The following is a 12,377-nucleotide window of genomic DNA, read 5'->3' as shown; positions in this document are numbered from 1 at the left end:
GAGGAAGTCTACACGGTTGGTCGCCATCCGACGGGGGTCGAGACGAGCCGCCACCGGTACGGCGATGGGTTGCAGTACGGTGGAGAACGCCTGAAGAACGTTCCCGCGAATCGTGTGGATGGTCAGTGCGACGTACCCGCTTTCAGCGGGCCCAAAGAACCGACTCGCGAGAAGTACGGGAATGCGTTCCACCAGCATGTCGCTGGTCGTGAGCGCGGTGACGCTCAGCGAGTAGCGGAGCGACCTCAGGTCTCGAAGCCAAGGTGCCCGCACGGAGCCCCGAAGATCCTCGGGAAAACGAATTCGAAGACGGCCGAAGAGCGCCAGTTGCCGCAGCGCCACGAAGCCGAGCTGCACGGCGAAGTAGTGAGCGATCGCCGCTGGGCCCAGCGTGAAGACCACCAGGAATGCAACAGCGCGGAAGGCCGCCTCTAGCATCAACACACCATTGACGAACGCGATCTCTCCGCGCGTGATCAGGGGAACCCGAAAGAGAATGAGCCCGTTTTCCATGGCGTAGGAAGCGGCCGCAAGGGCCAGGGCGAGTTGCGCATCCGGAGTCGGTTCCAGTCCGATCCACCCCAGCAACTCTGCGCGCCACAGGATCGTGGCGCCGGTCAGCACCCCACATGCTCCGAGCAAGACCTTCAGTCCTGTACCCAGGGGATGCTGCGTGTCGCACCGGCCGGCGTGGCCTATCTCGCCGACCGCGCTCGAAATCGTGCGACTGAACGAGAGGTAGAGCGGCCCCGTGAACAACGCGAGCACGTTCACGTAGGCGAGGATCGCGAAGATCGTCCCGTAGCCCTCGATGCCGAAGACGCTCTCCCGGAGGAAGAACGGAACGAGGAAGAGTGTACTCGCCAGCAGGACTGCCTTGTAGGCGTATCCCGACGCGATGCCACCAATCAGCTGCCGGACCTTCATTCGCGCGTTCGGTAGCCGTCGACTCGATGCGAGCGGATCAAGCGGATGGGCTTCGTGTTCATGACGAAGTGCGGCAGGCGGAGTCGAACAACCTGGCTAGGCGGATCCCGAAGTGCAAAGGCTCTCCCTACGCCGGCCCGCAACACCTGATGCGCCCCTCACCCGCCTCGCGCCGACGATCAGCGCTGTGAGTCCCTGGGGGCGGCGGAGGCAGGATAGCCGAGTGGGTCGCTCGGCAAGGCCGCGGATGCGGGGCTCCAGCTGGGTCCGCGGGTCGGCGGAACTTCTTCAGCGGGAAGATTGGCTTTGGCCAGCCGATCGACCAGGCCGACCGCGAAGCCGAACAGCAGCGGGTTGGACGCGCTCCCGATCAGCATGCTGGATTCGAAGAACGCGTGCGCCACAATCGCGTAGAGCAGCGCGCTCCCAACGCCGGAAGCGTAGAGCAAGGAGCGATCACGCTTCGCAGCCCGGCCGGCGATGATGAAGCGAACCGCGATCACCATCGTACTGATCAAGAGAATGCCGACGCCCAACACACCTGTCTCGACGAGTATCTGGAGCCAAGCACTGAGGACGCTCTGCGTCGTGGGTGCGCCTCCAGGCGTCGTCAAGTACAGCCAGCCCGTTCCGATCACGGGGCTCGAACGGAAATGATCGAGCGCATCGAGCCACCAACTCTCGCGCGTCTGCGTGTCGAGCTGCGAGAACCGCTGCGTGTCGATCTGTTGATCCAGGGTCGAGAACAATACCCACCCGACCAGAGCGAGCATGCCGAACACCGAGAACAAGACTCCCGGTCTCCGCACGAAAGGCTTCAGAAGAACCAGAGCGCCCACCGCCGCCATGCCGGCCGATGCCCGGCTCCCCGTGTAAACGATCAGGGGAAAAAGGACGACGAGACTGCCGAAACCGATCCAGCGCCACGGCAGCGACCGGTCGTACAGAGCGATCGAGAACCCGATGATCAACATCAGCGCGGCCGTCTGTCCGATGGTGTTCGGGTTGATTCCAAATGCCGCCAGGCGTCCAACGTGACTGATCGCCGCCGGATTGATCAAGAAGTTGGTCACCATCATCACGATGAAGACCACACCCGCCAAGCCCAGACACCGAACCCCGACGGCGAAATCGTTCGTATCGCGAACGGTTCGGGCCATCAACACACCGGCGAATGCCGCCGCCAAGAAGAAGCCCTTGTACCCGAGCGCATACAACATTTCGTCCGACCAGAGTCCGGCAGCCCAGTAGAAGATCGCGAACCCCAAGAACGACACCGAGGCGGAACCCGGACCCACGGCTCGCGGGTAGAAGAGACCGATCGCGACCATCAAGACGCTGCAGTAGATGCGCGGATACTTGATCAGGTGCGCGTGGGGCAGTTCGAGCGACGTGGACAACGGCGCGAGGACCAGGAAGGCGGCCGCGAACATGAACATCGGGTTGATTCGGCGTGCCGTCAGGAGCACCAGGAGATGCGCGAACAAGCCAGCCGTAATGACGACGAGAATCAACGTACCGCTTGCGTTCGACAATTCTTCGCCCCGACCCCGCAGTCCAAGCTCCGGGTGAGCCTCGCATGGAGAGCATGGAGGATAGCAGTGACGCTTCGACCGGACGCGATCTCGAGTTGAGCCATGCCCCGTAGCGGCGCACTGCGCCCTTCTGACGCGCTTTACACCGCTTGGGGCCCCCCGTAGTATCTGCGAACTTTCCGAGGTCTCGAGTGATGTCGAAGCTTCCTTTGCCGATCAAACGTGCCGTTGCCGAGGTGTTGACGCACCCCCTCATCGGGCGCGGGCTCGGCCGGTTCTTCCACGATCGGATCCCGAGTCGCGGATTCGTGTTCGACACCTCGTCTCACGCCGTGCAGCCGCGGACGAAGGCGCAGCTCTACTTCGGAATCTACGAGTCGGCGGAGATCCGTTTCGCCGAACGCTATCTCCTGCCCGATTGTGACGTGGTCGAACTGGGAGCCAGCCTCGGTGTGATCACTTGCCACGTCCGAAGGAAGGTCGCTGAGGAACGAAAGGTCGTGGCGGTCGAAGCGAACCCGCGACTCGTCGATCCTCTTCGTGGCAACCTCGCCCTCAACCGATGCGATCGCAACACGGTGATCGCGAACGCGGCCGTGCACTACGAGGCGGCACCTGGCGAGCCTGTCGCCCTGGACCTGGCAGCGGACACGGCAGTCGGCCGCGTGGCCAGCGATGCCGACAACGCGGTCGTCGAGGTGGAGGGCACGACCCTCGAGCACCTCATCGAACGGCACGGGATCTCCGAATACCAGCTCGTATCCGACATCGAAGGAGCGGAAGCCGGGATCCTCGCAAACGACCACGCGGGGCTGCAGCGTTGCAGGAGATGGATTGCCGAGTTTCACAGCGGCAAGTACCTCGACAAACCCTTCGACCCCGAATCACTCTGTGAGACCGCCAGTCGAGCTCACGGCTTCGAACTAGTCGACTCGTACGGTCCCGTCGTAGTACTCGACCGCCGTGATTGACCCTAGGTTTCGATGAAGATCCTTTTCTGTTGGATGACCGTTTCGGGGTATATGTCGGCTTGCTGGCGCGAACTCTCGAAACGCGAGGGAGTCGAACCCTACGTCATCGCCTTCGCGTCACCTTCGGGGAGCAACACGGCGTTCTCGGGCGACGACCTCATGCGTGGCATCGAAGGTCGGCTGATTACCGAGGAAGAACGAGACGATCCGGAACACGTGCGCAGCCTGGTTCAGGAACAAGCGCCCGACGTGCTCGCGCTCTCGGGATGGAGCCATCCCAGCTACGTCTCGCTCGCGTACGCTTCCGAACTCGACGGTAGCCGGCTCGCGATGTTCATGGACAATCCGCGCCTGCCTGGCCCAAGACAGCTGGTGACTCGCTATGCGTATCGCTCCTATCTGGAACGACTCGAGCGAGTGTTCGTCACCGGTGAACGATGTTGGCAACTCGCGCGCCTTCTCGCTGTGCCGGAGGAGCGCATCGTGCGCGGAGCGTACGGAGTCGATGTCGATGGCCTGGCACCTCTCTGGGATCAGCGAGCCGCTCTACAGGGAGGCTGGCCTCGCAGTTTCCTCTTCGTGGGTCAGTATACGGAGCGGAAAGGCGTCGACGTTTTGATTCGGGCGTACCGTCGATACCGACGACACGTGGAAGATCCCTGGCCTCTCGTGTGTTGCGGGATGGGCCCTCTCGCGGATGCGCTTCGGGACGAGCCTGGCGTCGAGGATCGGGGCTTCACACAGCCCGATGCCCTGAACCAGTTCCGCCTTGCGAGCGGCGCCTTCGTGCTCCCCAGCCGCTACGACGCATGGCCCCTCGCGATCGTCGAGAGCTGTGCAGCCGGCCTTCCGGTGATCAGCAGCAACGCGTGCGGATCCGCGGTCGAACTCGTGCGACCGCTGCATAATGGATTGGTAATCCCGACCGGCAGCGAGGCCGCCCTTGCCGAAGCGCTGGCACGGATCCATCGCAGTCATGCCGACCTCCCCGAGATGGGTCGCCGATCGTCGAGGATGGCAGAAGCCTACAGCGCCCAAACCTGGGCCGACCGCGTCATCGCCGCGTGCGAAGAGCTCGTCGCTAGCCCGCGGCGCCGTGAGACGCGCACGGGCAGCGGCTTCGGCGTGAGCGTGGTCGCGAAACTCCGTAGCCTGGTGGGGGGTCGATCCGGATGACACGGCGCCTCACAGGGCACGGATGAGTCACAGATGGAACGAGCCGCCCTGCTGCTCGCATTTATGGCGTCCCTGTTCTCGTGGGGTGATGGTGACGACCCGCCCACCGAGCTCGCGACGGCAACGGCAGCCCAGATTCGTGCCGAAGCCTCCCGCTCCTCGTCGGATCCGGACGGAGCCCCGCTACCGCTGGCGTCCCATTGGAACGGGAAACCGCCGGATGGCGTCGTTCCCGCTGACTTGGTCGCACTCGTCGAGGCGGGTCACCATGTGCTGCCGGCGTTCAAGATCGACATCCCGAACCTCGACCGCGACGCCTACTTCAGAAAGCCCCTGGAGAGAGCGCGCGAACTCGGCTTGCCGATTTCCCTCGTTTCGACTCAATGGGAGGCGAAGTTGCTCGAGCCTCGCTTTCGGTCCCTACCGAAAGACGAGACGCCATGCCTCGTAGACCGGCTGGGGAACGTGAAACCGCAGCTTTCCCCCGTAGGGCCCATCGAGCACTGGCACCGCGTCGGGCAAGAATGGACCGGCAGCATGCTCCTCGCCAGACTGCAAACCTGGTACCCGGATCCCCCTTTTGTTCTCTTCGTCTCCAACAACGAAGCACCCACCGCGGCCCTTGGCGCCGATCGACGACCTGCGGGAAGCAACGCCGGGTTCCGAGCGCGCTATGCACGACTTCTCGACGGAATGCGCCAAGGCTTGGACCGGAGCTGGCGAACGAAGGCGCGGTTCATCGGCTACAACATCCAACCCGCTCCCGAGTTTCTAGGGCGCTGGTCTCGCTGGAGGGTCCATGCGCGCTACCAGGACGGCCAGCCGATGAACCGGTGGACCGGTGTCTGGGATGGAGGCTCGGCGCCCTTCTACACCCATGACTGGTCGAAGATCACCGACCACACGGTATGGAGCCCCCAGGTCCAAGCCATGAATTGGGTGCCGTTCCTGGAGCGGGAAACCTATCGGCGCGACCCGGACTGGTGGCACGAGATCTCCGTCTGGGATGGAGACAAGAACTGGACGAAGAAGAACGAGAGCAAGCGCGCTTACTATCGAAGTCGCGGCCAGGTATACACAGCGGAGCGATACCGAGGCATGGTTCAGTTTGGGATGTGGTTGACCCGGCCGCGCCTGGTCCGGGAGTTCCGCCACTACTCCGAGACTGCCCGCGACCAATCCGACTACTTTCGCGCGGTCCTCGAATCGGTCGATCGCGTGCATGAGGACCCGACCCTGCGTCGCTTCTGGCGGAAGGGGAAGCTGGTCAGCCACCCGACCCGGCGCCACCCCTACCAAGTCCAGATCCCTCCTCCGTATCGCGATTGGCCGCGTTGGTACCTGCTCGAGACCGATCAGGACCCGCAACGGCCCTGGAAGCTCGAAACCCGCTTGCCGGTCTACGCGATCGCGCGGGTATTGGGCAAGGCCCCAGAGCGCGAATGGTTGCTCTACACGCACTCACCGCTCGACGAGGCCCGTCAGGCCTCGGTCGCGGTGCCGGGGTTCGGCGTCGCCGAGGTTCGCGCGACCATCAGCGGAACCTTCCACTTGCTGAGCGAGACTCAGCGAACCGTGACGGCGATCGCTCCCGGCGCAACGCGCTGAGCGGTTCAGCCGCCGGGCGGCGGAGCGTGTACGCGGAACGCCGTGCCGCCCCCGTGCAGTGTGTACCCTTTCGCCGCGGCTGGGGCGAACAGGCTCGACCCGGTGTCCATCGCGATGTTTCGCCCCGACGCGTCCGTAGCGCGGAGGCGACCCTCGATACAGAGAACGACCTCGGCGCCACGCGATCCAGGGGATCGCCAACCCGCGGCTCCCGGCTGAACCACCGACATAGCAAACTCGGGATTCGGCGTGGCGTAGCGTGCCTCGTGGCTCCCGTTCGGCACCGCGTGCATCACGTCGACGTCACCGGAAGCGAAACTCAGGATCGAGAGCAACTCGTCGACATCGACGTGCTTCGGCGTCAATCCTCCGCGAATGACGTTGTCGGAGTTCGCCATCACCTCCACGGCAACGCCGCGGAGATAGCTATGGAGCTCACCCGCCGGGAGATACATGGCTTCGCCGGGCTGCAGCTCTACCAAATTCAGGAAGAGTGGGGCCAGGACGCCGGGATCCCCGGGGTACACACCCGCGAGGTGCTCCACCTCGGCACACGCTGGATCCGACGCGGAACGCACGGACGCCGCCGCAACCACGCGACCCAGGATCCCCGCTCGCTTGGCGTCGCCGAGGGTCATCCAGCGCTGGAAGAATGCGGCCAGTCCGTCGCGATCGGGGGCTTCGCGGAGGGGAACGAGGACGGTTTCCAGCTCGGGAACCCGGAGAGCGGTGATACGCGCCTCGATGTCCGCCGCGCTCCGAAAACGGCTGAGCGCGCGAAACGGCGCGATCGCACAGATCAGCTCGGGTTTCGGGTGCGGGTCTCGGTAGCAGCGGGTCTCCGCAGTTCGAGGAAGGCCGCGACGCCCTTCCCGAGCGAAGCCTTCGATGGCCTGCTCCGAGTTGGGATGCGCTTGGATCGAGAGCGGCGCCTCCGCCGCGAGGACCTTTACGAGAAAGGGAAGCTGCCCGTCGAAGCGACGCGCCACGTCCGCGCCCAACACGGCGTCGGGATCGCGGGCGATACACGCATCCAGCGAGGCTGCATCGCCTGCGTCCGGGCGCACGCGAGCGGGCGCGTTCGGATGCGCTCCGAGCCAGAGTTCGGCCTGCGGTTCTCCGTCGGGCGCTACCCCTAGGAACTCGGGGATCGCGGTTCGAGATCCCCAGGCGTAGCGCTGCACGACGCCTTCGAGAGGCCAGAGGCGGGTCGCGTCCATCGAGGGATCAGCCTATCGTCGCAGCGCAAGGAGCGCGACGCTGGCGAATCTCGGACGGACATGGCGCACGGCGGCGCATCTGCGACCGAGCCAGATCGCCCACCGCGTGCGCTACCGGATTCGTCGCGCACTCTGGGAACGCCGCCCCGAAGTGATCGATGCCCGCTACGTCGCGCGGGCCGAGCGGCTCCCCGAGGCCCGTTGGGATCACCCGGGTCTGGCGCGCTTGGCCGCCTGGCATCGCACGCGACGCGCCGAAGCGGACGCCCTCGCGGTTGCGCGCGATGCGCTGGTCGGTCGCTTCGCCTTCCTTGGCCGCTCGGAGCTGCTCGGCGCCGAGGTCGATTGGTTTCGCGAGGACTTCGACCGGGGCACCCGCCTCTGGAAGACGCACCTGCACGAGTTCTCCTACGCGATCGATCTGGCGCGCGCAGCGGCGGAGACTGGCAACCGCGAGTTCGGCGACCGGGCCTTCGCGCTGGCCCGTAGCTGGCGCGACGCATCGCCGATCGGCTGTCGCGATTTCGCGATGGACGTGTGGAACGGGCGCGCCGTCGCCACGCGAATCCTCCACTGGGCCAGCGCCGCGGCGTTCCACGTCGAAGCTGGACACCCCGCCGACGACCTGCGCTGGCTCGGTCGCGAGCTGGGGCTGCACGGGCTCTTCCTCCGCGACAACCTCGAGCTCGACCTGCGCGGCAACCACCTGTTTCGCGACGCCGTGGGACTGGTCTTCGCCCAGGAGCTGGTCGGCGGCGTTCCCGACGCACTCGACTGGCTCCAGGAGCAGGTGGTCGAGCAGGTGCTGCCCGATGGGGGCCACTACGAGCGGGCCCCCTTCTACCACGCGATCTGCACCCGCGACCTCTTCGAGACGAAGCTTCTGCTCGGCGACGCGGCCCCGGCCTGGCTCGACGCGGCCCTGGCCGCGATGGCCGGCTTCCTGGAGGCCGTGGTCCTCGGGGATGGCGAGATCCCGCTGCAGGGCGACGGGTGGCTCGGAGAGGCCGTTCCTCCGCTCCTGACCGCGCTGCGGGCCCAGCTCTCGCCGCAGCCACCCGAACGGCCCGACCGCCACAGCGGACTGGCGCCCCTCACGGCCGGCGCCTGGCGGCTCGTGGCCCGGGTGGGCGACCACGCCCCGGACGAGCAGATGGGCCACGCCCACGCCGACCTCCTGTCCTTCGACCTGAGCCACCGCACGACCCGCGTCATCACCGACACGGGCACCCTCTCGTACGACCCCGGACCGGACCGGCAACGCGTGCGCAGCACGGCCTCCCACAACACCGTCGGTGTGGATGGAGTGGAGCAGCTCGAGCTGTGGGGCAGCTTCCGGGTGGGTCGGCGCAGCCGGGCGCGGGTGCGGGCCCACGGAATCTCGGGAACTTGGAGCTGGCTTTGCGCGTCTCACGATGCCTACCGTCACCTTCCCGGCGGGCCGGTCCCCTATCGTCTATGGGCTCTCGGTCCCGAGGGGCTCGTCGTCCTCGATTGGGTGGCGGGACAGGGACGGCACCGCCTCGAGAGCCACCTCCACGAACACCCGAATGCCTCGGACGCCTCGGTCCAGATCCTGCCGCTGGACGGGGACGCCGAGGTCTCCCCAGCCCCCCTTCACGAACGCTTCGGAGAAACGCAATCCATGCGTCGCCATCGCCTCGTCTCGGAAACGCAGCTTCCCTGGGCCGGGGGGTGGTGGGTCGGCGCGGGTCCCCTGAATCCCCGAGCCGGCGCCTTGACCCACTCCGAGGGTCGGGTGACGCTCGCCCTCGAAACCCCCCCAACTCACCCTCAGCTGGGCTCCCCAGAGCGCCGATGTGCCCACCTCGGTCTCGCTCTGCCCCGCGTCGGGCGAATCTGCTAAATAGGCCCGTTCGTGCTGGTCGGATTTCACCGCAGTCATGAAGCCAGTGTCGTCCTCGTCGAGGAGGACGGACGGCCCCAGTGCGCCGTCTCCGAGGAACGCTTCAGCCGCGTGAAGATGCAGGGCGGCTGGCCCGATCTCGCGGCGGCCTACGTGGGCAAACACTACGACCTCTCGGGCGCGCGTGCGGTCCACGGCGGTCTGCCCCTGCAGCAGCGCTTCGGTCGCGAAGCCCAGCTCGCGTTCTACAACGCCACCCACGGAAAGCTGCAGGACGTCCACCCGAAGCGCTTCCGCAAGCTGCTCGACGTCGCGCTCGGGCGCACGCGCCAGACCGAAGGCGCCGTATTCCCCGGGATCGATCGCAACCACATCGATCACCACACCTGTCACGCAGCGAGCGCGTACTTCCCGTCGGGCTTCGACGAGGCCTGGGTGGTGACGGTGGATGGGGTCGGCGACACCTACAGCTCCCGCGTCTTCGAGGGGAAGGGCGGCCGGCTGCATCCGATCAAGGCTCGCTTCCACACCGAGTTCCCGCTCGGACACAACTACGAGTACATGACGGCGATGCTCGGATTCCATCCGCATCGCCATGCCGGCAAGGTGACCGGGCTCTCCGCCCACGGCACCCCCGACGACAAGCTCCTGCGACTGCTCGAGGGCTGGCTCGCGAAGGTGTGGTCGTCCCGCGAAGGACGCCCCTACTTCTTCATGCTCCATTCGAACCACGGCTCCACCGAGGGCGACACGGCGTTCGACGAGGCGCTGCAGGAGCTGCGCGGCATTCGCCAGACCATCTTCGGCGACTGGTCGAACATGGACCTCGCCTGGGCGATCCAGTATCTGCTCGAGCGCGACGTGACGCGCATGATCGAGCAGACGCTCCCGCGCCTCGACGGGCGCCCGATCTGCCTGGCGGGCGGCGTCTTCGCCAACGTGAAGCTCAACAAGCTGGTCAAGGAGATGGGCTTCTCGCACATCTTCGTCCAGCCGGCCATGGGCGACGGCGGCCTCGCCTTCGGCGGCCCGCTGCAACGGCTGGCCCTGGAGCGCGGCTCGCTCGCGCCCTTCCGACTCGAGAGCGTCTACCTCGGGCCCGAGTACGACGAAGACGAGATGCGCAACGCGATCCGCGCCGAGGGCCTCGAGCCCGTGCGCCACGACGAGGTCGAGAAGGAGATCGCGGCGAAGCTCGCCGAGGGTCGCGTGGTCGCGCGCTTCAACGGCCGCATGGAGTTCGGACCGCGCTCGCTCGGCAACCGCTCGATCCTCTACCACTGCGCAGATGCGTCGGTGAACGACTGGCTGAACAAGCGGCTCGACCGCACCGAGTTCATGCCCTTCGCGCCGGCCACGATCGAAGACGAGGCGCACGCGAGCTTCCGCGACCTGCGCGGCGCCGAGCACACGGCCGAGTTCATGACGATCACCTCGGACTGCTCGGAAGAGTTCAAACGAAACTGCCCGGCTGCGGTGCACGTCGACGGCACGGCGCGGCCCCAGATCGTGCGCGCCGAGACCAACCCGTCCTTCCACAAAGTGCTCGGCGAGTACCGGAAGCTGACCGGCGTCGGCACCGTCGTGAACACCTCGTTCAACATGCACGAGGAGCCGATCGTGTGTACGCCCCAGGACGCGGTGCGCAGCTTCGTGCGCGGCCACCTCGACTACCTGGCGATCGGCCCCTTCCTGGTGGAGAACCCCGAGCTCGGACCCGTCGTCGGAGCACCGCCGCCGCGTGTCAACGGAGCCGGAGAGTGAAGGTCACGGTCTTCGGGCTGGGCTACGTCGGCTCGGTGACCGCCGCCGCGCTGGCCCGCGATGGGCATGAAGTCGTCGGCGTCGACGTCGCGGCACCGAAGATCGACACCCTGAACCGGGGCGAGTCCCCCGTGCTCGAGCCCGGCGTGGACGAGATCGTGGCCGAAGCGGTGAGCGCCGGACGCCTCCGCGCCACGGACGATCCCGCCGACGGCCTGCGCGGCTCCGACGTCTCGCTGATCTGCGTGGGGACCCCGAGCCAGCCCGATGGCTCCCTCGACCTGGGCTACGTCCGCCAGGTCGCGGCCCAGATCGGCTCGAAGCTCTCGCTCACCGCGGACGACCACCGCGTCGTGGTGCGCAGCACCGTGCTGCCCGGCAGCACCCGGGGCCACGTCCTCCCCGAGGTCGAGCGCGCTTCGGGTCGGGCCGTGGGCGAAGGCTGGGATGTCTGCACGAACCCCGAGTTCCTGCGCGAGGGCACGTCCCTGCGCGACTACGACGCGCCGCCGCGCATCCTCGTCGGCGAACGCGAGCCGGGCGTCGGTGCGCCGGTGCTCGCCCTCTACGACGGCGTCGAGGCCGAGCGCTTCTCGGTGCCGCTCGAGGTCGCCGAGGCGATCAAATACACGGACAACGCCTTCCACGCGATGAAGGTCACCTTCGCCAACGAAGTCGGCCGGGTCTGGGAAGCCGCAGGCGCCGACCCGGAGCGCGTGATGGAGATCGTGGCGAAGGACACGAAGCTCAACATCTCGCCGGTCTACCTGCGTCCGGGCTTCGCGTTCGGCGGCAGCTGCCTCCCGAAGGACCTGCGCGCCCTGACCTTCGCGGCGAGCGACAAGAACATCCCGGTCCCGATGCTCGACGGCATCCTGTCGTCGAACGAGGTCCCGGTCGCGCGCGCACTCGCGGCGGTGTTGGCCAGCGGCGCCCGGCGCGTCGCCCTGCTCGGCCTCGCGTTCAAAGCGGGCACCGACGACCTGCGCGAGAGCCCGTTCCTCGCACTCGCGAAGCGCATGATCGGCGAGGGCCTGGAGCTCCACATCCATGACCCGGCAGTGCTGCTCTCGCGCCTGCACGGCTCGAACCAGGCCTTCCTCGAGAAGAGCCTGCCCCACATCAACCGGCTGCTGGTCGACGATGTCGCGACGGCAGTCGCCGACGCCGAGCTCGTGGTCATCGGACACGGCAGCCCGGAGTACGCCCTCGACGACGAGTGGCGAGCCCAGGGGAAGCAAGTCCTCCGCCTGGCATGAAGATCCTGGCCGTCTGCGCCCGGCCGCCCTGGCCGCCGACCATGGCTGAT

9 protein-coding genes are annotated in these 12,377 nt (G+C 66.7%); 6 read left to right on the top strand and 3 right to left on the bottom strand.

The window, feature by feature from the left end; all coding sequences use genetic code 11:
* Positions 1–927: hypothetical protein (locus AAF430_09280; protein MEM7410412.1), on the bottom strand; the 927-nt coding region annotated here is incomplete at its 3' end.
* Between the two features lie 179 nt (positions 928–1,106).
* Complete coding sequence (locus AAF430_09275) at positions 1,107–2,441, bottom strand: O-antigen ligase family protein (protein MEM7410411.1); 1,335 nt, start codon at positions 2,439–2,441, stop codon at positions 1,107–1,109.
* 215 nt (positions 2,442–2,656) lie between these two features.
* On the opposite strand from AAF430_09275, the gene AAF430_09270 reads away from it, so the two are divergent.
* The 3 genes from AAF430_09270 to AAF430_09260 are packed head-to-tail and all read left to right on the top strand — an operon-like array spanning position 2,657 to position 6,217.
* Positions 2,657–3,433, top strand: coding sequence for an FkbM family methyltransferase (locus tag AAF430_09270; protein ID MEM7410410.1), 777 nt, complete (start codon positions 2,657–2,659; stop codon positions 3,431–3,433).
* Between the two features lie 12 nt (positions 3,434–3,445).
* Positions 3,446–4,609, top strand: a complete 1,164-nt coding sequence (locus AAF430_09265; GenBank protein MEM7410409.1) for a glycosyltransferase family 4 protein — start codon at positions 3,446–3,448, stop codon at positions 4,607–4,609.
* Positions 4,610–4,642: 33 nt separating this feature from the next.
* Positions 4,643–6,217, top strand: a complete 1,575-nt coding sequence (locus AAF430_09260; protein MEM7410408.1) for a hypothetical protein — start codon at positions 4,643–4,645, stop codon at positions 6,215–6,217.
* 5 nt (positions 6,218–6,222) lie between these two features.
* Here the strand turns inward: AAF430_09260 and manA are convergent, their stop codons facing one another.
* A complete protein-coding gene (manA, locus tag AAF430_09255; protein ID MEM7410407.1) occupies positions 6,223–7,437 on the bottom strand; it encodes a mannose-6-phosphate isomerase, class I in 1,215 nt (404 codons plus the stop codon).
* 106 nt (positions 7,438–7,543) lie between these two features.
* Between manA and AAF430_09250 the strand changes: the two genes are divergently transcribed.
* From AAF430_09250 to AAF430_09240, 3 genes are read left to right on the top strand one after another with little or no spacing between them, the layout of a single operon-like run.
* The gene (locus tag AAF430_09250; protein MEM7410406.1) at positions 7,544–9,304 is read left to right on the top strand and encodes an alginate lyase family protein; all 1,761 of its coding nucleotides are present in this window, start codon (positions 7,544–7,546) and stop codon (positions 9,302–9,304) included.
* A 12-nt stretch (positions 9,305–9,316) separates the two neighbouring features.
* The gene (locus AAF430_09245; protein ID MEM7410405.1) at positions 9,317–11,068 is read left to right on the top strand and encodes a carbamoyltransferase C-terminal domain-containing protein; all 1,752 of its coding nucleotides are present in this window, start codon (positions 9,317–9,319) and stop codon (positions 11,066–11,068) included.
* On the top strand, positions 11,065–12,327 hold the full coding sequence (locus AAF430_09240; GenBank protein ID MEM7410404.1) for a nucleotide sugar dehydrogenase: 1,263 nt from the start codon (positions 11,065–11,067) through the stop codon (positions 12,325–12,327). Before AAF430_09245 ends, AAF430_09240 begins: the two co-directional genes overlap by 4 nt.
* The last annotated feature ends 50 nt before the right edge of the window (positions 12,328–12,377 follow it).

The organism is Myxococcota bacterium (assembly GCA_039030075.1).
Classification (GTDB): domain Bacteria; phylum Myxococcota_A; class UBA9160; order UBA9160; family SMWR01; genus JAHEJV01.
This window is presented reverse-complemented; position numbering and strand designations above follow the sequence as displayed.